Origin of the sequence: Lacinutrix iliipiscaria, assembly GCF_042686125.1 — a bacterium.
Lineage (GTDB): Bacteria > Bacteroidota > Bacteroidia > Flavobacteriales > Flavobacteriaceae > Oceanihabitans > Oceanihabitans iliipiscarium.
Map to the genome: position 1 here is coordinate 1 of NZ_JBHUOV010000017.1, position 19,755 is coordinate 19,755.

The 19,755-nt window shown below is 34.4% G+C and carries 23 protein-coding genes; all 23 read left to right on the forward strand.

Annotated elements, in window-relative coordinates; genetic code table 11:
• Positions 1-289: 289 nt before the first annotated feature.
• The 23 genes from ACFS5M_RS13935 (at position 290) to ACFS5M_RS14045 (ending at position 19,751) form a co-directional block, all read left to right on the forward strand.
• Complete coding sequence (locus ACFS5M_RS13935; protein WP_183490078.1) at positions 290-544, forward strand: hypothetical protein; 255 nt, start codon at positions 290-292, stop codon at positions 542-544.
• Positions 545-741: 197 nt separating this feature from the next.
• Positions 742-1,542 carry a tyrosine-type recombinase/integrase gene (locus ACFS5M_RS13940; RefSeq protein ID WP_183490081.1) on the forward strand — a complete coding sequence of 267 codons (801 nt, stop codon included), beginning with the start codon at positions 742-744 and terminating at the stop codon, positions 1,540-1,542.
• 415 nt (positions 1,543-1,957) lie between these two features.
• Entirely contained in the window at positions 1,958-2,458 is a 501-nt protein-coding gene (locus ACFS5M_RS13945) for a hypothetical protein (RefSeq protein ID WP_183490084.1), read from the forward strand.
• 2 nt (positions 2,459-2,460) lie between these two features.
• Positions 2,461-4,476, forward strand: a complete 2,016-nt coding sequence (locus tag ACFS5M_RS13950; RefSeq protein WP_183490087.1) for a LamG-like jellyroll fold domain-containing protein — start codon at positions 2,461-2,463, stop codon at positions 4,474-4,476.
• Between the two features lie 2 nt (positions 4,477-4,478).
• Positions 4,479-5,861 (forward strand): hypothetical protein, encoded by a 1,383-nt coding sequence (locus tag ACFS5M_RS13955; RefSeq protein ID WP_183490089.1) that lies wholly within the window; start codon positions 4,479-4,481, stop codon positions 5,859-5,861.
• Between the two features lie 19 nt (positions 5,862-5,880).
• The gene (locus tag ACFS5M_RS13960) at positions 5,881-7,290 is read left to right on the forward strand and encodes a hypothetical protein (protein WP_183490092.1); all 1,410 of its coding nucleotides are present in this window, start codon (positions 5,881-5,883) and stop codon (positions 7,288-7,290) included.
• Entirely contained in the window at positions 7,291-7,872 is a 582-nt protein-coding gene (locus ACFS5M_RS13965) for a hypothetical protein (protein ID WP_183490095.1), read from the forward strand.
• An 81-nt stretch (positions 7,873-7,953) separates the two neighbouring features.
• Entirely contained in the window at positions 7,954-8,265 is a 312-nt protein-coding gene (locus ACFS5M_RS13970) for a hypothetical protein (protein WP_183490098.1), read from the forward strand.
• Positions 8,249-8,593 (forward strand): hypothetical protein, encoded by a 345-nt coding sequence (locus tag ACFS5M_RS13975; protein WP_183490101.1) that lies wholly within the window; start codon positions 8,249-8,251, stop codon positions 8,591-8,593. The genes ACFS5M_RS13970 and ACFS5M_RS13975 overlap by 17 nt, the downstream gene beginning before the upstream one ends.
• Positions 8,594-8,694: 101 nt before the next feature.
• Positions 8,695-9,180: a M15 family metallopeptidase gene (locus tag ACFS5M_RS13980; protein ID WP_183490103.1), complete on the forward strand. Its 486-nt coding sequence runs from the start codon at positions 8,695-8,697 to the stop codon at positions 9,178-9,180.
• Between the two features lie 27 nt (positions 9,181-9,207).
• Positions 9,208-9,492: a hypothetical protein gene (locus ACFS5M_RS13985; protein ID WP_183490106.1), complete on the forward strand. Its 285-nt coding sequence runs from the start codon at positions 9,208-9,210 to the stop codon at positions 9,490-9,492.
• A 100-nt stretch (positions 9,493-9,592) separates the two neighbouring features.
• A complete protein-coding gene (locus ACFS5M_RS13990) occupies positions 9,593-9,916 on the forward strand; it encodes a hypothetical protein (RefSeq protein WP_183490109.1) in 324 nt (107 codons plus the stop codon).
• Positions 9,917-9,938: 22 nt separating this feature from the next.
• Positions 9,939-10,196 carry a hypothetical protein gene (locus ACFS5M_RS13995; protein ID WP_183490112.1) on the forward strand — a complete coding sequence of 86 codons (258 nt, stop codon included), beginning with the start codon at positions 9,939-9,941 and terminating at the stop codon, positions 10,194-10,196.
• Between the two features lie 85 nt (positions 10,197-10,281).
• Positions 10,282-11,190, forward strand: coding sequence for a S49 family peptidase (locus tag ACFS5M_RS14000; protein WP_183490115.1), 909 nt, complete (start codon positions 10,282-10,284; stop codon positions 11,188-11,190).
• Positions 11,191-11,215: 25 nt separating this feature from the next.
• Positions 11,216-13,372: a hypothetical protein gene (locus ACFS5M_RS14005; protein WP_183490118.1), complete on the forward strand. Its 2,157-nt coding sequence runs from the start codon at positions 11,216-11,218 to the stop codon at positions 13,370-13,372.
• Positions 13,373-13,420: 48 nt separating this feature from the next.
• Positions 13,421-14,242: a hypothetical protein gene (locus ACFS5M_RS14010; RefSeq protein ID WP_183490121.1), complete on the forward strand. Its 822-nt coding sequence runs from the start codon at positions 13,421-13,423 to the stop codon at positions 14,240-14,242.
• 135 nt (positions 14,243-14,377) lie between these two features.
• Positions 14,378-15,385, forward strand: a complete 1,008-nt coding sequence (locus ACFS5M_RS14015) for a hypothetical protein (protein ID WP_183490124.1) — start codon at positions 14,378-14,380, stop codon at positions 15,383-15,385.
• A gap of 4 nt (positions 15,386-15,389) precedes the next feature.
• Positions 15,390-16,013, forward strand: coding sequence for a phospholipase D-like domain-containing protein (locus ACFS5M_RS14020; protein WP_183490127.1), 624 nt, complete (start codon positions 15,390-15,392; stop codon positions 16,011-16,013).
• Complete coding sequence (locus tag ACFS5M_RS14025) at positions 15,991-16,242, forward strand: hypothetical protein (RefSeq protein WP_183490130.1); 252 nt, start codon at positions 15,991-15,993, stop codon at positions 16,240-16,242. The genes ACFS5M_RS14020 and ACFS5M_RS14025 overlap by 23 nt, the downstream gene beginning before the upstream one ends.
• 13 nt (positions 16,243-16,255) lie before the next feature.
• Positions 16,256-16,588, forward strand: a complete 333-nt coding sequence (locus ACFS5M_RS14030) for a hypothetical protein (protein ID WP_183490133.1) — start codon at positions 16,256-16,258, stop codon at positions 16,586-16,588.
• On the forward strand, positions 16,578-17,216 hold the full coding sequence (locus ACFS5M_RS14035) for a hypothetical protein (RefSeq protein ID WP_183490136.1): 639 nt from the start codon (positions 16,578-16,580) through the stop codon (positions 17,214-17,216). The genes ACFS5M_RS14030 and ACFS5M_RS14035 overlap by 11 nt, the downstream gene beginning before the upstream one ends.
• Positions 17,206-18,894, forward strand: a complete 1,689-nt coding sequence (locus ACFS5M_RS14040) for a hypothetical protein (RefSeq protein WP_183490139.1) — start codon at positions 17,206-17,208, stop codon at positions 18,892-18,894. The genes ACFS5M_RS14035 and ACFS5M_RS14040 overlap by 11 nt, the downstream gene beginning before the upstream one ends.
• 119 nt (positions 18,895-19,013) lie before the next feature.
• Positions 19,014-19,751 (forward strand): hypothetical protein, encoded by a 738-nt coding sequence (locus tag ACFS5M_RS14045; protein WP_183490142.1) that lies wholly within the window; start codon positions 19,014-19,016, stop codon positions 19,749-19,751.
• Positions 19,752-19,755 lie beyond the last annotated feature (4 nt).

A 19,755-nucleotide genomic window follows, 5' to 3' on the forward strand; every position in this document is an offset into this window, starting at 1 on the left:
AATTTTAAAACGACGTAAAATTTTATGTAGTGAAAAAACCGAAGCGTAGCGAGGTAAATCAATGCTAACAAAGCTCGTGTATTCATCTGTTGTGGATTTCGAGCTGTGTAAAGCTTGCTTTAAAGCAGTAAAAGAAATAGGAACAACAGACGTGTAAAATAGCCGCACTACACAATGATTAATACACGAAGTTATCGGCTGAACGAACATAGTAAAACAAAGTAGATATGAAATATAGACAAACAACAAGAGTAGCTGTTTCCTACTCAAAAATTAAAAAAGATTGGTTATGAAATGTAAAGCATGTAAATATTGGTTTGATAGACCAGAACACGAAGTAATGGGTGACTGTTTGAAAATTTCACAAGAAGAACTTACAGCCGATGTTGGTTGTGTTGGTAAATTAGAAATGGATGGAAAAACTGTTGTAATACCAGATGGAATTTTAACAGGTGAAAATTTTGGTTGTATACATTTTGAATCAATAGGTGTATCAGATGAAGAAATTGAAAAGGTTGTTTATGATACAAAGTCAAAAACGTAGTTTTTGCAAGGCTATTTTCCACGTACACGAGCTTTGTTATCGGCAATAGTGAAACAAGTGAAGTACGAAGTGCTTCGTTTTACGTATGCGAAACGAGGACGATTGAACGTAGTGAATGAGGACGATGTTGAGGTTTTGCCGATAACGTGTGTATATCTACAATAGGTCTTAATCTACTATAAACACTACTATGATTCATGAAAATTCTTGAAATTTATATAAGAAAGTTAAGAAACAAAAGGTATTCGGAGAACACTATAGATTCTTACGTATCATATTTACAAGCTTTTATCAAAGATAATAATATAAAGGATCCATACCAGGTTAGCTTAAAACAAATCACAAGTTATTTAGAGAACAGACACTATTCGTCTGTGAGTCAACAAAATCAAATAATTGGTAGTTTAAAATTGTTTGCTAAATACATCCTTGGTAAAAAGGCTATTCATTTAGATAAAATAGAGCGCCCGCGTAAATCAATAACAATTCAACCTGTTATTCCTCGTGACTTTTTATTAAATCGTTTAACATCAGTTAAAAACATCAAGCATAAAACTATTATAACATTGGGTTATGCTTGTGGCCTACGTGTATCAGAAATCATTAACTTACAATGGAAGCATATTAATCGCCAGGAACAAACACTATTAATATCTCAAGCAAAAGGCAATAAAGATCGTTTACTTCCAATTAACGACTCTATTATCGATTTGCTCGAACAACATGCTAGAAGCCACAAACCACAACAATATGTATTTACAGGCCAAGATTGGCGACCGCAATACTCAGCATCCAGTTGTAATAATATTGTTAAAGCTACGTTTGGCAAACAATATAGATTTCATTCTTTACGTAAAAGCTGTGGAGTACATTTATTCGAGCTCGGTAATAATCTTGCACTAATACAAGACTTATATGGGCATTCTAATATTAAAACCACTAGAATATACGTTTCTAGTTCCTTAGAAGCTCTCAGACACCTCTCCCATTTAGTTTAGATCGCCCGACAACACCCTCTTTTTTTAAACTACGAATACGTGGACCGTCTTCCCTCCCTTTCCCCTCTCTAAAGTTCTAGTAAAAAAAAACTGTAACTTTGTAACCGTTCACGGCAAAGTCAATAAATTCAATAGTTTATAGGTTACAATTATTAATTTCTATTTGTAATAGAGTTACAAAAAAAATGTAACCTTAAAGAAAGTTACAAAGTGGTTTTTTAAAAAACCTTTCCAGTTACAAAGTGGTTGCAACCAAAAAAAGCCTGTAAACACTATTGTTTACATAGTAGGTTACAGAGTTACAGAAAAATATAGAGAATTTAAGAAAGATTTCAAACCTTAATAAATTCACAATAAGTAAATTATATCTTTACATATTGTGAATTTTTATTATTTTTGGTAAAACCCTATAATCTTGGATATTAGCAAAAAAGTTTTAGTCTTACCGAATATTTGTGGTGTTGAGATAGACATAACAGGTCAAGCTACACCTTCTCTTGGTACTAGCTTACAACCTTTTTATAATAGTTATGTTCAAAATAGTACTACTAAACAAGCGTATTTTACTCCTTCAAAGGTTAAATTAACAGAAACCGGCAAAACTACAGCAGCTGGAATATTATATACTCAAAAGTTAGAATTTAAATTTCCGAGTAACGATCCTTTACGAGCAATGAGAATTAAAGATTATTGCAAAGTAAAATACATTTATATAAAAATGTCTAATGGTCTGGTTTTCTTTTTTGGCAGAAACGATATTTACCAAAATTCTTCACCTAAAATAAGTATAGTAAGTACAAATAAAACAACCACAATAACCTACACTACACATTCTATTTTCACTTTAGGTTTTACAAATGGAAGTTTTGATTTTGAGCTTTCAGAAGAATTCCCTATTAACTTTTATAATTTATAAATATGGCTACAGAGAACCCATTTCCGTTATCAGACAGCGTTAAAGAAGATAGTTGGGATAAGCTACAACAACTAGCAAATATAGATCCTAAGTTTAAATATACTGCTGAAGAGTGGAATGAAATAAAACAAGCTTTAAACTATTTATATGAAAATCAAGAAGCTGGAGGTGGTGGTTCTACTACACCGCCATCCTATAGTCTTAAAAACTTTGGTGCAGGATTAATAACCACAAGCGAAGGAAACGTAACGACTAATACTGAGCTAGTTGCAAGAATAAACGAGCTAGGTTTTACCATAGTGGCTGGTCAATTAATTGTATTGCAAATCATTTTAAAACGTTTAATAAACAATAAAATAGTTGCAGCTATAGAGCAATATCATTTTACTCGTAATAACACTGTTGGCACTTGGGGAACAGGCTCAACTAATGGAGTTATTAATGCTTACGATTTAATAATATATGGTGCGCCAAGAGTGCTTTACGAAATAGATAACGATGGCGAATATATAGACCTTGGCAATATAGTTGAAGAAACTATTGAAGACTACATAAACGCGCTAGATCCTGCTACTGTAGATTGGGAAGTTTTAGCAAACGATGGTACAACTTACTATTTTAACTGTGTGCAAAACGGCATATCTAAACAATATAAATATGTAGGAACACTACCAAAAACCGTAGGCGATGGCAATACAGAAGTTTTAGAAGCTGATTTTGATTTACAGGATTTTGAAACCGATGTTAGTACAGGACGACTATCGCCACAAACACCTTATATAACTGCCAACACCACCTTTAATGGTGTTAGAAAAGGAAAAGAGAACGTTTATTATTTTAATAGCGATTCAGGTATAGAAGCTACTATTGATAAAGGAACATTAGTTCCTGGAGACATTATACATACTGTAAATATAGGTAAAGGACTACCTTCTTTTTTAAGAGGTACAAACACAAGATTACAAGGCGAGCGAAACCAATATAACATTCATAAATACAGACATAAAGGTAATTTTGTTTCTGTTTATTGTAGTCACCTAGATGGAGACACCTTAGTTATTTCGGTTATTGGCGCGGTTGAATTAGGAAATAAGCCAATCACAATATCAAGTTTTAGCGACTTAAAAGAGGGCGACACAGGTGTTACAGTTGACGTTTATAGTGCCACAGGAGGCTTTAGTGAAAATATGATTGTAACATCAAACTCCAACGCCACACAAACAGCTCCTTTTAATTTTATAGACACTAGAAACATTCAAATATATGTTGATGTTGAAGGTGTAGAAGATGAAGATATTGTTTGGAAATTTGATAATGGCGATGTCACAGAATATACATCAACAATACTGCCTGAGCTAAATCTTACAGATTATGTGAGAGGGTATAAATTTAATGAAGTTGCAGCAGATCCTGCCAACGTTGTTGTAGATGCTGCAGGTAATTTTAATGGCACAAATAACGGTGCTACAATAGAGGCTACAGGACAATTAGGCACAGCGTATTCTTTTACAGGAAGTGCCCATGTTGCTGTAGATAATTTAGGCATAACAGGATTCCCTTGTGCTTTAAAGTTATTGGTTAATCCATCATCATTAACAGGTACAGAATACGCTATTGCATCAGACCATGCTACGTTTTATAAAGGAATAAACCTCGCTAGAATAGACGATAAGTTATGGCTTGCTTTAGGTCAAGGAATAAATGCCGCAGCAAGCGGAAGAAAAGCCTATTTAACCGAGTCAATATTAACAGGAAATATGCAACAGGTTTGGTTATTAATGAGAAGTAAAGATGATATTGATATTGTTGTTGATGGTGACGTTGCTACAATTGAAACGGAAGCAGGTTCAGCCACCACTATTGCTTTTGACTGTAATTACAATATAGGATATTCTGTAAGAGGTGCGACTTATTTTAACGGAATTATAGACGATTTAAGGTCATGGAATAGAAATGTGCCTTTAGCAGAAGCTCAAGCAAATTATGCGCTAGAAGCCGCAGGAACACCAATAGATTAATTATGCCATTATTACAAGCAGTCATATCACAAGGAGGCAATTCAAAACTAACAAACGATGTTTTTGTTGGTTTGACGCTTGATACTGAAGGAACAGCTTCAGAATTTAAGCCTATTGATCCTTTTTTTACGCATAGCAATGTTTATAATCCGTTTGATGGTTATTGGTATTTCGTGATTATGCTTAAAGGTGGCGCGCCTAATAATAGAGCTGTTAAGGTTTTTAAGTGCAGTAAAGTTGAAGGTGTAATAGTTATAAACGATTCTTATATAATACCTGCTCATGCATCGATTACAAGTGCTTATGACTCTCATCATTCACCAATTATAACCTTAGACGAGTCTAATGGTGATTTATATATAGCTAGAGAAAAAGGAGCAGATAGTACAGATAATTCTAACGGACATAACACCGACTGGCTTGTGTATAAAAAAGCGGTAGCAGACGATTTAGAAGACATTGTTTTACATAAAGAAATAGCTGGTTATTTCAGTTATCCAATGATGTGGGTTAACGGTACAGACATATTCTTAGCAGGGCGCGGAGCTGTTGCTTTAGTTAGAGATACCAGATTGAATATGCAAATACTTAGCACAAATAGTGCTACAGCATCCACAGACCATTACCCTTATTATACAGGCGACACTAATATTAGAGCATATTGCCATAGAATGTATAATTATGATGATAACACCGAAAAAATCCTCATCTTAAATGAACGTGATGATACAGATGGAGGAAAAACAGGCGTTCATATTTTTAAAACCTTTGATGGCATAAATTATAAAAACCTACAAGAAACCTATAATAAAGATGTTGATGCAAGCGGTAATATGTCTGCTGCAAACATGGATGATAATTGTGCTGTATGGTTAAGAGCAAGTGCAGACTATAACATCAACTATGAAGGTGGCTTTAAAAACGATGGTGTTACCTACGCTCTAATTTCAAGGTCAATAAAAGATCCTGTTGTAGTCGATGGCAATACATATCAAATATTTAACGATTTAAGGCTTTATTACTTCACTACAGAAGACGATTGGCAGTATAAAGATATAAGCGAAATATTGCCAGAAAACTTCAGACACATTTGGGCAGCTATGCGAACTATTCAATTAGGGTTTGATGGTACTAACCTTATTATTTATGTGTTAGACAAAACAGGCGATAACGACATCTTTTATGAGTATAAGAGTTCAAATTTATTTGAAGACTACACTTATAATGTTATTGACGAGCTAGATAGTAATAACTATTTCTTTGGCGAACAAAGTTATAACGCATCAACAAACGCTCAAAGGTTAATCATACTTACAGAAATTATTGGAGGTGATATTTATGATTTAGACGCATCTTCTAATTTAAAACTTTATGCACCAGAATAATCTAAAAACAATTATAACTATGAAAAAACTAATTTTACTTACAATAGTTCTACTATCTATAACGAGTTATTCGCAAACGCTACAAGAGCGTGTTTCAGAACTTGAAACAAAAACCATTAGAATGGACAATGACTATAGCTTACTATGGAACTTGGTAAATCAAAGACTAAAAGTTCAAGACGAAACACTTGATTTGTTCTCAAAAAAAATTGACAGTTTAGAAGCAAAGTTAGACGCTCACGAAAATGGCTCTCCAGATCCAGAGCCAGAACCACCAACCAACGATTTTAGTTATCCAGATCAGGTTAATGCTTCTAGCTATAATTGGGGAACTCTTAATCCGCCAGCTCCATCTTCTAATTTAGGATATTTACAAGAAATACCAGACGAAAAAACAGGAGCAGTAATAAGAAGGCTGGCACCAGACAATACTATTTTCACGGTAAAATATGCCAAAAACACCGCTTATAACTCTAACGGTAAACTTATAAAAGCATCTTCAGCAAACGGAACAGCTATTATAGATGCAGAAAGTGGCGATTTCCTTTACTACGTACAAGCACCAAACTTTGGAAATTGGAGCAATACAAATCCAGACCTAATGTATGGTATTACCAATGGCACAAACCAATGGAAGGAATTAAAAGTATCTACCAACACCACTAAAGTTATAAGAACATTTACAGGATATTCCAATTTAAGTATAGGCGAAGGCGAAGGACGAATAAGTTTAGACGATAAATATGTCGTGTTAATAGGTTATAAGTCAAGTAAAAAATATTTAATCGTCTATAATATTAAAGACGATGTTATTGAAGGTGAACAAGAAATAAACGCTTCTGGCGATTTAGACTGGGCTACAATTACGCCAAGTGGCGAATACGTTGTGTTATCATGGCGACCAGAAGGCACATCAGAAACACAAGGCTTAAAAGCATATAATAGAGATTTTTCTAACTACAGACATCTGTATTGGATTACAGCTCATGCAGACATAGGAACAGATTTTGAAGGCAATGACGTTTATCTATCTGTACCAGGACAATCCTCTATAACTATGGCAATGGTTAGAATACATGATGGTCTTGTGGTAGAGTCTAATAAAATAAAAATTTCTTGTGGCCACATAAGCACAGCAAATACCAAGCGCCCTGGTTATGCTTATGTAAGTGAAAGCTGCAGTCCTAGCAGTGGTATAAGCACAGATGTGTTTACTGTAAAATTAGACTATCAATTTAATTTTGAAAAGGTAGAACCTTTTGGAAAAACTTACGCTATAGGAGTTAGCGGAACAACATCAAGCCCAATGTTTTGTCCAAACAGAACAGGAACAGAAGGCGTATTTAATAGTTATATGAATAACGACAGGTATAAATCAATGTATAGCGGATATGCGCCAATACATCAATTAAAAATACCGCAGGATTAAATGGAACAGCACCAAGAGCTAATTAATGTATATATACGACCTCACTTAGTGTCTTTTTTGTTTCAAGAGCTAGATGGAGAAATAAAAGCTATTTATAGCAATAAAAAAATAAAGCTAGCCCATGTTACAAACGCAAGTATTTTAGGGAGGTTAATACATGTATTTAGATCTAGAGCTGTAGTCTCTAAATCTAGAAGCAAGATTAGCGGTTTTAGTGTTTTTTTATCATTAGATAAATCAAATACTACAGAAACAAAAGCCTCAATTAATTCGCGAACATGGTTAGAACACTCACAGATACAATTTTTAGATAAAGATGTTCAATTATTAAATGATCATTTAGATTCTATTTTTAGAATATCACTTGTCCAGTTTGTAAAAGGGTACGCTAAAGGCAGTACATCTCCAGGGAAAATTAGTAAAGGTGTTCATGAGTTTATGTTACTTCATAACCTATATGATACCGAGTTAGATCCAGAATCTTTAAGAAAAATATACTATAACGGTATTAAAAAAAAACACTTGTTAAGTAGGCTGCAAGTGCCTATAAGTAATAAAACACTTCATTTTTATAGTGCATAGTTTGTCGTGTCACAACTAAAAAGCTTTAGTGGTTGTTATTTTGTTTTATAGCGAAGGAATTACAGTAAAGCATAAAACCAAATGAATATCGATAAAATATTTTTACTTATAACATCATTTTTATTAGTACTTACAGCCTTCGCGCGAACATTAAAAAACACTTATGAAAAAAAAGTGTCTGGAAAACTAGGGATAGCAATGAGTCTTTTAGTAAATATAGTAGGAGGTATCATGCTAGGGTTATTAGCTTCTATTTACACAGAAGATTATAAATGGCAGATTTTAGCAACAAGTATAGGTGCTTGGAGCGGCGAACGAAGTTTGGATTTGATTACAGATCTCTTACAAGAAAAATTTAATATAAAAAAGAACGATAATGAAACAAATATTTAAACCCATAAACCTCTTGAAATTCGGGATTTTAGCGTTTTGTTTAACCCTTATCCTTAGTGTGGTTTACTCTGTAAAAACCTCTAACAAGGCAGAATTGCAAGTAACCACAGTTCAAGAGAAGGTTGATTTTAGGTTCAAGTCTTATGATAATTTGTTTTTTCATACAAATTCTATTGTAGTAGATAGCTTAGGAAACAAAATTGGCGACATCTATATTTTAACTAACGACAAAGAAATTAATAAGTTTTATAGCGACACCACTAGAGAAAAAACACAATACTATTATAATTTGATTAACCGTCATGTGAAAATAAAAGAAAAACAATAGTGTGTTTTCTTTTAAAAATAATAAAAGGAAAAAGAATAACACCAGTTTTAGATGTTGAAGATAGCACCTCTCCGATAATTAAAACTAAATCAAATAAAATAATGACATACCCAATTTTTAAACAGCCAACCACAAATCGATTAAAAGCAATTTATGGTACACCTAATGAAATTGGTGAGGGTTATTTAACTGTTATCGATTTGCCTTATCCTATGCGTTTGTCTTGGGATTTAGATGTAAAAGTAACTAGAATGAGTTGTCATAAATTAGTTGCGCAATCTTTTTTAGATATTTTTAATGAATTGCTGACATATTATGGATATGCCGAAATAGTAAGGCTAGGAATAGATTTGTTTGGGGGTTGTTTTAATTATAGAAAAATGCGAGGAGGCACAGCCTGGAGTACTCATGCATGGGGAATTGCAATAGATTTAGATCCAGCAAGAAATAAGTTAAGAGAAACAAGTGCAACAGCAAGATTTGCAAGGCCAGAATATAAACCAATGATTGATATTTTTTACAAGCATGGTTTTATTTCTTTAGGTGTTGAGAAAAATTATGATTGGATGCATTTTCAAAAACGATAAAGATTATTAATTAAAAACACAGAAACAATGAAAAAATTAAATTTTGCTCAATATTTAGCGTTAGCGGCTGCTGTTCTAGGTATGGTTATGGAAGTAGGTCTGTTTGGCGACTCCTTAATTGTTAGTCAGGTAATAGGTAAAATACTAATAGCGCTTTCGGTGCTTAAATTTGCATACGACACTTACAACTCTTTTGAAGCTGTAGATGTAGTTGCTTTTACTGAAAGTCAAACAAATGAGGCTCGTTCAAAACAATTAACCCAATCAACGATGTCTTCCTTAAAACAATGGGTTAGTAGTCAAAGAAAATAACACAATTTAAAGCGAGGCAAAAATTCCTAATGGTTAGGTTTTTTCATTTATAATTTAGTTAGTTAGTTAAGGTGAAAGTCCTCGCTTTATTTTTAAGATGATGAAAAAAAACACACTTATACTCTCGTTTGTTGCATTGATTTTAATTATCATAGGGCAAGGCTTATTTTTTAACCATAAGCTTTCAAAACAACGAGATTATTTCACTAAAGAAGTTGCTGCTATTAATGACAGTATATCTGCAAAAGACCTAAAAGAAGCTAAAATTTTATCATCTGGCAAAGACAACACTTCTATAGCTGCGACTACTAAATCAAAAATTAACAACAAGCTCAAACAAGATGAAGAAGCTATTGACAACACTCCTGTTGGTAACGATGAGCTTTACGAGTTTCTCGCAAAGCACGGAGAAAATAACGATTAAACGTAGCACCTTAGTTTCTATAATGAAGGAATCTAAAAAGTGTGATTCGTTGCGTACTGCATATTTTAAGCAATCTCAAGCTTTTGACTCATTGGTAGAATCAAATAATATAATGTTTGCTAGCTTCGAGCAAACCAGATCAGAAAAGATAGAGCTTCAAGTACTTTTAGAAAAGAAAGAAACCGCACTAAAAAAGCTTTTTCAGAAACCAAATAAAGGCTGGGTTATTCCTTTACTTGTAGGGATAACATGCGGAATAGTTTTAAGCGCTAGCTTATAAATTCATAAAAATTCCAAAATCACTAAAAACCGTGTCACAGCTACAACGGTTTATTAATCTTTTTTTTGTGTAAAATACGTTTTACATGAACAAATTTTCAATAGTTCCAGAAGCAAATTATACCATTTTAAACGAAATCCTAACAGGAAAATGGCTGTTAAGTCATTCCGGATTATTACAAATGGGGCATTTCTTTAAAAGCTTATCGGAAGAAGCGTTAAAATCAGCCGCAAAAGAAGTTGACCGATCTGCTCAAATTTTGTCTTTTTTTAACGAAGACAATGAGCGTATTCATCCTCGCGACATTTCAGAAATACCAGAAGGCAGCGTAGCGGTTATAAATATTATTGGTCCAATGATGAAATATGGTAACTGGTGGATGCTTGGGGCTAACGAAATTATTTGGCAATTAGATTTTGTAAACAACTTACAAAATGTAGCAGCTATCATAATAAATGTAGATGGACCAGGAGGCGCTGTGTCTGCTATTTCTCCATTTATAGATTTTGCAACCCGTAAGCGCAAGCCTATTGTAGCAGTTTGCGACGCGTCCTTATCCTTACACAGATGGATTCCAGATGCTATTGCAGATTACCAAGTTGCAGAAAACAACATTTCTGCACGATTTGGAAGTGTTGGTGTGGTGAGCAGCTGGATGGATGCTACTAAATATTATGAAGAAATGGGAGTGGATACTCACGAAGTCTATTCAGATTTATCTGAGCATAAAAATGAAATTCCAAAAGCCATTAAAGAAGATCCAGAAAAAGGCTATCAGTTATTAAGAGACATGCATTTAAACCCAATGGCTCAAAAATTTCAAGCTGCAGTAAGAAAAGCACATCCAAATCTTATTGAAGAAGAAGGTGTGTTAACTGGTAGAACTTTTGGAACAGAAGACGCTATTCGTTTAAATATGATCAATCAAAAAGCAAATATGAAAGACGCTATGCAAATTGCGAAAGCCCTAGCTGAAGCATATTCTATTAATTAATTATTAACAAATAAAAACAAGTACAATGAAAAAATTCAAAGCGCTCTATGCTTTTATGTTAGCTTTCTTTTCTGCCGAATCGTTGGTTGAAGACGGAAAGATAAATTTAAGCGAAGATCAAAAACAGAAACTCCAAGACGCTCTTGGACCAAAAACAAAACTGGATGATGTGGTTGATGCCATGAACCAGGAATTAGCAGATGCAGCTGCTAAAGACGAGGACGACACTGATCAACAGTTGGTTGACCTTAAAAAAGAAGCGATGGATATGCTAAAAGCACATGGACTCGCTGCAGAGGATGCTGAAGAAGCAATAGAAGATCCTAAAAAAGCCGCAGCAGAATCTGGCGACATTAAACAAATTTTATCTGGACTTCTTGAGCACAACAAGAAAACCGATAAAATGCTAGAAACTTTATTAAAAGCGCCTGAAGAAGACACGCCATTAGCTACAGGAAACCGTAACAATTTAAAAGATATGCACTCTAAAACTCACTTTTTAGGTACTGGCAAAGCTTACGACGCTTTTGAAAGTAGACCTTGGAACCAGAGAGCTGCAGGATTAAGAAATGGTCCTACAGATTTTATGGCCGAAGATGGTACCGAATTACAAACGCTTAAAGGTGATATCGATTTATATCACAGACAGAATCCTTCAGCTGTAAATTCTCTGTTTAGAGATTTAATAGGCTTACCAGATTTCTGGACTTTGGTTTCTAATGTTGATGATAAAATTGCAACTGCTAATATTGTGTCTGCAGAAGTGTCTCAAGCTAGAAAGTTACCATACTTAGCTAAAAACAAGCAATTAATTCAGCCAGAAGAAAATAAAGTATTCCCTGTTCAAGTAGATATTACGCATCAAGGATATTTCTTACAGAAAATTGAGGCGTCTTGGTTGAACATGATGAATAAAGAAGGTTCTTCTCCGTTTAAAATGTCTTTCGTTCAATTCTTATTAGTCGAATTAGATAAGAAGGTGCGTCAAGAAGATCGTAAAGTAGCGATTAATGGTGTCTTTGTGAAAACACCTAATAACGCTACTGTAGCAGGTAGAGCGATACATAGAGGAGATGGTTTACTAGTTCAATTATGGAAAGCGTATTGGTACGATGCTAAATTCCGTATTGCAAATATGGGAGCGCCAACTACTACTAATATTGTAGATTATGTGAAAGATGTTATTGAAAATAATATTCCTGAAGAGTCTAAAAACGCTGAAGGTATGGTCTTTTATTTATCACCTTACTGGATGAGACGTTACAAAGAACGTAAACGTCAGTTATTTGGTTTAGACAACAACTACAACGGTAAAGAGGTAAACGAAATTGAAAACTATTTAAATTTCCGTTTTGTAACACTTAGAGATTTAGAAGGCTCTAACTTCATGTTTATTACAGACGAAAACAACATTAAGTTGTACGAGAATAAACCAGGAGAAAAATCGATGTATCGTTTCCAAAACATTTTAAGAGACACGCATATTTTTGCTGACTATAAATGGGGAGCTGGTTTTGACCACATTGGAACTAAAGTAAAAGATACAGATCCAGAAGCATTTAAAGTACAAACAGTTTGGGCAAATATGCCTCCATATTTACAAGATATGTCTGTAACACTTTATGACGATGCTACTGGAGAGGTTGCTTTACCATACTCTAACATTCATTTAGGAAATGGTTGGTCTACAAATTTAGATACTATTAGCAATACGTTTGCTGGTCAAATTGTAAAAATTAAAGGAGATACAACTTCTTCAGGAAATGTAACAGACGATGGTAACATCACGCTTACAGGAGATGCTGATTGGTCTATAGCTTCAGGTGGTACATTAACGCTTTTAGTAAATGCAGATAAAACCCTTACAGAAATTAAGCGTACTACAACTCCTGCAACTGCTCCAGTAGCAGATACTAGCTATGTAGATAGTATAGATGCAACAAATGGAAGCGAATTCGACTTTACAGGTGTCGCTAACGATGTGTTAGACGAAATCTTAAACGGATTTGAAGGACAACAAATAGTTGTAAATGGTGGAGCAGGTGGAACTGTTACTATCAATGATGTAGCAGGAAATATTGAAGTTGCATCCGAAGCTGTTTTAGCAGATGGCGCAGACAATATAACCTTTGTATTGGTAGATGGCGTGTGGACTGAAGTAGCAAGAACTATAGCAGCCTAATTAATAACATAGCCTGCTTTCGGGCAGGCTTCTAAAAAACATAAGATTATGTCTTACGAATTTATAAATGTAGATAAAAGTACAACTCCAGGATCTGGAGCAGCAAAACCTAAAGACGCAAACGTAGGCGTGTTTAGAAGTAGAGATATTGCAGTTTGGCCTTTAAGAGACAGTAAAGGGGTTCGTTCTGTTGGCGATTTTGTCATGGTATCAGGTAAAAAACCTATATACATATACATGACAGGCGTGAATCAGCAACCTACATACGAAACTGAAGGTGAAGTAGATGCAGAACAAATTATGCAAAAATTTGTAGCTACGCATCCAGGAGACGAATTAGAAGCGCATGAGTTTTTCCAAAACAATTTAGGTGAAGACCTTATTATTGTTTATGGATCATGTGCAGACAACACTAAACGTATTTATGGGACCAAGTGTTCGCCATTACGTTTAAAGAACTCGTTTAAAAACGATAAAGAAGGCGCAGGACACACGTTCACATTCGAACAAATTCAAGGTACTCGTTTTGTTCCTTCGTTCTGGACAGGAAATATTCCTTATGCAGCACCAACAGCCACAGATGTATCTATTGATATGTTAGTAGCAAATGGGTACCAATATAAAGTGGAAGCTTTAGATACTACAGCTGCTGTTTCTTTATCAGATTTTGATTTAGTTCATGGCGATGTTGTAACTTTAATTGGTTCTGGTGGTACAGATCCTGCAACCTTGTCTGCAGGAGATTTAACTGAAGCTACCGTAATTTTAAAAGACGGCACAGCTTGGACAGCTCTAGAGAACGCAACTATTTCATTAGAAGTGGTTGATGGTGGTTCTACTATTTATTTAATAGAGAGAAACCGCAGTTAATTAAAGAATCCCTGATTAATAGTAAAAAGGCTCACATCTAGTATGTGAGCCTTTTTTGTTTACCGTGTCACAGTTAGTAAATGCAATTGCAATTACATTGTAAGCTCTTAAGAAAAACATTTTAAATACATACGTATGAAAACTACAACAAAAAACGAAGTAAAAGCAATACTTGTTGCTTCTTATAATTCGCCTAAAGCTAAATTTAATGCCATCCTCTCTATTTTTTTAAAACTAGATGAAGTGTCTCCAGGACAAAAGCGTTATTTTAATGCTGCAGGTTTCTCTAAAACAAACTTAGACGCTTTAGAATATGATATTAAAAAACTTTGCGGCATTAAAGACAGTGAGTTGTTGTCTACAAAGAAACAACTAAAGACTGTTACTGTAAATGCTAAAGACATCGATACTCCAAAACTATCTGAAGAATTAAAAGCTCAATTAAACGCTCTTGATTTACAAAAAGCAAATTACAACACAGAATTAAAACCATTAGCAAAAGCGGTTTCAGAAGCGCTTTTAGTAGGTCCAGAATCTCAAAAGAAAGTAGATTTAATTGCTTATTTAGAAGCTTTAAAAACTTCTGACAATAATAAACTTAAAGAAGCTACTGAAGCTGTAAAACAATTATTTGTTAACGCTCCAGAAGAAGTAAAAACACATTTGAAGCTTCGTGAGGAGTTTCCGTTTTTAAACGATGCAGATTGTCCAGATAAGTTTAAAATTCTTGTAGCAGACAAGCGTACAGCTTACTATGCTTATCTAGACGCAAGAGACGAAATTAAAAAACTTATTGAGCTAGGCGCTTCAAACGAAGAACTTTATGAATTAGGCGTGAAATCTATAGGTAATTTCGAATTAAACCTAGAGATCTACGACGAGCTGAACTACTATAATGAGCACGGCGAAATTTTAGGGAAGCACCCAATTTTTGCAGACGAGATGTTAAACGAGAAAGTTGGAAAACTATCGACTGTAGAACTTACAAAACGCCAAAAAAATCTTCGCTCTTACATTTCTAGAGATTCTAAGAAACTAGATAAAATGGAAGCAGGCGAAGACAAAGATGCTTTTGAAAAAAAGCTAAATGAATTTAAACATGAATTAGAATTAATAGATGCGCGTTTAGAAAAAATAAGCTAAATCTATGTCTAATAAATTTTTCACGCTTCCAGACAACGATGTTTCTCGTGCCATTGAGACATCTGCATCTGGAAGTTTTGTTTCAAAATACTTAGCAGCACATTACCAAAAAGTAGCTTCGGTAAAAAAAGACATTAAGCGTTTACCAGAAAGTGAAGAGTTCTTTTTTTTACAGAGCGATAACTCCTTTAATGCCTTTACGTTTATTCCGGTTGTGTTAGAGCATCAAACAGCTAAACATTTAATGGCCACAACCTACAGTATTAATAAACGTGTTATAAATGCATTAGTGGAGCTTCATAGAAACGGTTTGGTGGATAGAATAACGCTTTTAGTTAGCGATACCATGCTTAGGCGTAATCCTGTAATTACAGACTTGCTAGCGTCTGTAAACAGAGAGTATGCTAATATAAATGTGTTATTTGCTTGGGTTCATGCTAAAGTATGCCTTATCGAAACAAAAGAAGCACATTATGTGATTGAAGGTTCAGGAAACTGGAGCGATAATGCGTATTACGAACAATACACATTTGCGAATTGCGCAAAGTTATTTGCGTTTCGCGAAAAACTATTTACAGATGTGCAAATTAGGCACAAAGCTATTAATGGAGAAATTATTAAACTTTAAAACTTTAGAAATTATGAAAGCATGTGAATTAAAAAAAACATCAGAAGCTCTAGAAAACATTTACAAACTAATAAGCGAAGCTAATAGTAGAAGTGAGTTTAAATGCTTTATTCCCCACTTCGTATATGTTAGTGAAAAAATTAGACTTCAATTAATTGAAGATGGATTTAAAGTTTACAGAGGCGATTGGGATGGTGTAATAACTAACTGTCTTATTATCGAATGGTAATTAATTCAGAACAATGACAAAAGATAATCCAACAAAAAGCGAAGAGCTTCAAGAGCTAACACTTGCAGAAACCGTAGAACGTTTGTCTGCAGTAAACTATTCTTTTAAAGACATGGCGCTTTATGTTGGTATGAAAAAATCTGCCTTTATAAAAGAAGCGACCACAGAAGATTCTGCAATCTGGACTGCTATACAAAAAGGTAGATTAAAAGCACAATTTGAGATTGACGATAAATTGGCACAAAATGCCAAGTCCGGAAATATTACTGCAGCACAGATTTACAAAAAAAGCGCTGAGGATAAGCGTATTGAAAACCTAAAAGCACAGATATTTTATGGCGAATGATTTACGAGATATTAGTTTAGATGAAATCTATGATTTTATAGAGAATGGCGTTCCTGGAGAGGAAACTAGCGACACTATGGAATACATGTTGCTCATGGAGAAAGTACGAGGTATGATGCTTCGTATTGACAAGTACGCGAGTAAAGATGCTATTGTAAATCATTTAATGAAAGTAGACAAATACTCCAGGTACTTTGCTACAAAACTCTACAATCAAGCAGTAGAATACTTCTATTGCGACACAACTATAAGTAAAGCCGCCTGGCGCAACGTTTACGCAGAGCAAATGGAAAAGGTTGTGTCTTTTGCTATTGGAGCCATGAAAGACACCTCAGACGCTTCTAAAGTGGCTAAAATGATTTTTGAAATGGGTAAACTGCGTCAATTAGACCAGCCTGACTTAGAAGACTTTCCAGAAGGCTTGTTTGACAGACCATTTAAGCTTTACACGATGGATCCTGAAAAAGTTGGAATACCAAAAGCAGACAGGCGTGAGGTTGCTGCTTTTATTGATAGACTAACAGACCTTACAGAGCTTGAAAAAGATATTTTAAAACGTGAAGCTGGAGAGCTTCCGTTTAAAGCTTTTTTAGAACCATACGAAGATCCTCGCCATAATGAAGAATGATTCTAATGTAGAATATAGATATGGAAATCCTGTTAAACAAATTATTGATTTAACAGCGCCTCAGCATTTACGAATTATTGCAGGTCGCGGAACTACCAAGACTACAGATATTTTAGCAGACAGGTCTATGGACTGTGTTTACGAAATGCCTAGGAGCGTTTTTGGCTTTGCTGCAGATACGTTTGTAAATGCCAAAGATAAAGTTATACCAAAACTCGTAGAGGGTTGGCGCGAATACAAAGGCTGGATTGAAGGGAAGCATTTTGTCATAGACGAACGGCCTCCTGCGCATTTTGATCTTCCATATACTCCAATCATTCGGTATAAAAATACGATATCCATTTACAATGGTTGTATTTTTAAATTAGGCTCGCTTGATCAACCTTCAGGTTTAGCAGGTGATTCTATTCAGCATTTATTTGGTGATGAAGTCAAGTATTTTGACAAGAAAGTGTTAGACATTATTATTCCTGCGCTTCGTGGGCATAGCAAGGTAAAGCATTCTCCTTTATGGCGTGGGACCACTTTTACTACAGATTTACCAAATATTAGTAAAAAGAACCATGACTGGATTATGGAAACGCGTGAAAACATGGATTTAGAGCGTGTTAAAATAGCGTTTCAAGCAGGTTGCATTTTAAATGAGATTAATCTTAAAATTAAACACGCTTACGATAAACGAAATAAATCTGCTCTTAAAAAACTAATAAAACAGCGCGAGCGTTGGATGATACGCTGGTACACTGCTAGAAAACATACCACTTTTTTTATGGTTGTTTCTAGTTTAGTGAATTTAGATATTTTAACTCCAGACTATATTTTTGATCAACTTGAAAATTTAGGGTGGGAAGAGTTTAAGCAAAGTGTGCTTTCGTTTAAATCTGCTTTAGAAGATGGCGAAAAGTTCTATTCTGGTTTAGGTTCTCAGCATTTTTATAGCGATGGTATTCTTAATGAAGTAGTACAGCAAACAGGTATTAAAGATGCAGCACCATTTACAAGCGAAATGTTGCGCTATGTAGATCCGCATGCACCATTAGAATGTGGTGTAGATTTTGGTAGAATGATTTCTATGCTTATAGGCCAAGACCATGGTTCTAAATATAGAATTGCGAAAGGTTTACACACGTTAGTTCCAAAAAGTTCGAAAGAACTAGGCGAAGCCTTTGTAACCTTTTTTGGTCCTCACGTTAACAAGCGGTTAGATATGTATTATGACAGATCTGGAAACCAATACAAAAGTAGTGGTAGAGATTGGGCTTCTGAAGTAAAAAAACATATTGAATTTGATAAAAATGGACATAGTACAGGGTGGAAAGTGACTTTAAAAAGCTTAGGGCAGGCTACTATTTACCATGACGACGAGTTCTTTTTAATGAAGCAGTTGCTTTCTGGAAACGTTCCAGGATTACCACAGCTGTTAATAGACGAATACCAGTGTAGAGAATATAAGAGTTCTTTAGAATTATCTCGAATTATAGTTAAAAAAGACACTAGAACAGGTAGTAATCGTATTCATAAAGACAAAACAAGTGAGGATTTGCCATTAAAAAAACTACCTATGCAAAGTACTAACTTTAGTGATGCTGGCAAGTACTTGTTGTATAGACCAAAATGGGTTAACATTGTTAAATATTCGAGAGAATGGCTACCTACAGGCTTAGAAGGGTTTAATTAATTTTTTATATCTTTAGCTTGTAAATACTGACGAATGTTAGTTTTATCCGTGTCACCGATACAAAAACCAATGCTGAACCATTGGTTTTTTTTGTATATTTGGGTAAACCAAGAAAAGTTATGAATCACGAAGAAGCCTTACTTCAGGAAAACTTTAAAAAACTAAAAGACAACAGTCTTGTTCTAGAAAGAAACAAAGAGCACGGAAAAAGCTATAATGTAGCTATCAAGCATATTTCAGGGAAAGTTTTTTGTAGTGGTTATCCTCGTTTAGATAATATTCCTAACTGGTTAGATGAACATATTGAAAAAGCTATTTGTTTATCTAAACAATATTTAGCAGGTGAATCCGGAAAACCATTTCATTTAAGTTTAAATGGTGATAAAATAGAAATTAATAGACCTTTAAATTTTAAGGAAAAATTAGCATTTGCCGAAGCGCTTGATGATTCTTCTAAATATGTCCATAAAATTGAGTTTCAAAACGGTTCTATAATAAAAGGTGAGTTTGTTGAAACAGGAAGTAAATTGAGAGGCAACTCTCCTATTCCAGAGCAAGAAATACCACATGAACAAAGTGTTTATTCTTTACACGTGATTACTGGGTTTCCAGAAAATGAAATAATGGATTTTTTAAGTGCGTCTGGATTAGGTTTTATGGAAGCTAAAACAAAATTAAAAACCTATGAAGCTTGTAATTTGCAGTTAAAGACCATCAACAGATTGTTAATTTTAGGGGAGTTGAAGTATGAGGAGAACACATGTATGAATCTTGATCTTTGTAAAATATGCCAAAAACCTGTTTCTGAAATGATAGGTAAAAATTGTAATCAATCACTCTGTATAAGGAATCGATAACTTC

Coding starts and splice junctions, on each gene's coding strand:
- ACFS5M_RS14005 (WP_183490118.1), top strand. CDS start 11,216: ATGAAAAAATTCAAAGCGCTCTATGCTTTTATGTTAGCTTTCTTTTCT.
- ACFS5M_RS14015 (WP_183490124.1), top strand. CDS start 14,378: ATGAAAACTACAACAAAAAACGAAGTAAAAGCAATACTTGTTGCTTCT.
- ACFS5M_RS13935 (WP_183490078.1), top strand. CDS start 290: ATGAAATGTAAAGCATGTAAATATTGGTTTGATAGACCAGAACACGAA.
- ACFS5M_RS14025 (WP_183490130.1), top strand. CDS start 15,991: ATGGAGAAATTATTAAACTTTAAAACTTTAGAAATTATGAAAGCATGT.
- ACFS5M_RS13955 (WP_183490089.1), top strand. CDS start 4,479: ATGCCATTATTACAAGCAGTCATATCACAAGGAGGCAATTCAAAACTA.
- ACFS5M_RS14040 (WP_183490139.1), top strand. CDS start 17,206: ATGAAGAATGATTCTAATGTAGAATATAGATATGGAAATCCTGTTAAA.
- ACFS5M_RS14020 (WP_183490127.1), top strand. CDS start 15,390: ATGTCTAATAAATTTTTCACGCTTCCAGACAACGATGTTTCTCGTGCC.
- ACFS5M_RS13985 (WP_183490106.1), top strand. CDS start 9,208: ATGAAAAAATTAAATTTTGCTCAATATTTAGCGTTAGCGGCTGCTGTT.
- ACFS5M_RS13965 (WP_183490095.1), top strand. CDS start 7,291: ATGGAACAGCACCAAGAGCTAATTAATGTATATATACGACCTCACTTA.
- ACFS5M_RS14010 (WP_183490121.1), top strand. CDS start 13,421: ATGTCTTACGAATTTATAAATGTAGATAAAAGTACAACTCCAGGATCT.
- ACFS5M_RS13970 (WP_183490098.1), top strand. CDS start 7,954: ATGAATATCGATAAAATATTTTTACTTATAACATCATTTTTATTAGTA.
- ACFS5M_RS13940 (WP_183490081.1), top strand. CDS start 742: ATGAAAATTCTTGAAATTTATATAAGAAAGTTAAGAAACAAAAGGTAT.
- ACFS5M_RS13995 (WP_183490112.1), top strand. CDS start 9,939: ATGAAGGAATCTAAAAAGTGTGATTCGTTGCGTACTGCATATTTTAAG.
- ACFS5M_RS14030 (WP_183490133.1), top strand. CDS start 16,256: ATGACAAAAGATAATCCAACAAAAAGCGAAGAGCTTCAAGAGCTAACA.
- ACFS5M_RS14035 (WP_183490136.1), top strand. CDS start 16,578: ATGGCGAATGATTTACGAGATATTAGTTTAGATGAAATCTATGATTTT.
- ACFS5M_RS13990 (WP_183490109.1), top strand. CDS start 9,593: ATGAAAAAAAACACACTTATACTCTCGTTTGTTGCATTGATTTTAATT.
- ACFS5M_RS14045 (WP_183490142.1), top strand. CDS start 19,014: ATGAATCACGAAGAAGCCTTACTTCAGGAAAACTTTAAAAAACTAAAA.
- ACFS5M_RS13980 (WP_183490103.1), top strand. CDS start 8,695: ATGACATACCCAATTTTTAAACAGCCAACCACAAATCGATTAAAAGCA.
- ACFS5M_RS14000 (WP_183490115.1), top strand. CDS start 10,282: ATGAACAAATTTTCAATAGTTCCAGAAGCAAATTATACCATTTTAAAC.
- ACFS5M_RS13960 (WP_183490092.1), top strand. CDS start 5,881: ATGAAAAAACTAATTTTACTTACAATAGTTCTACTATCTATAACGAGT.
- ACFS5M_RS13950 (WP_183490087.1), top strand. CDS start 2,461: ATGGCTACAGAGAACCCATTTCCGTTATCAGACAGCGTTAAAGAAGAT.
- ACFS5M_RS13975 (WP_183490101.1), top strand. CDS start 8,249: ATGAAACAAATATTTAAACCCATAAACCTCTTGAAATTCGGGATTTTA.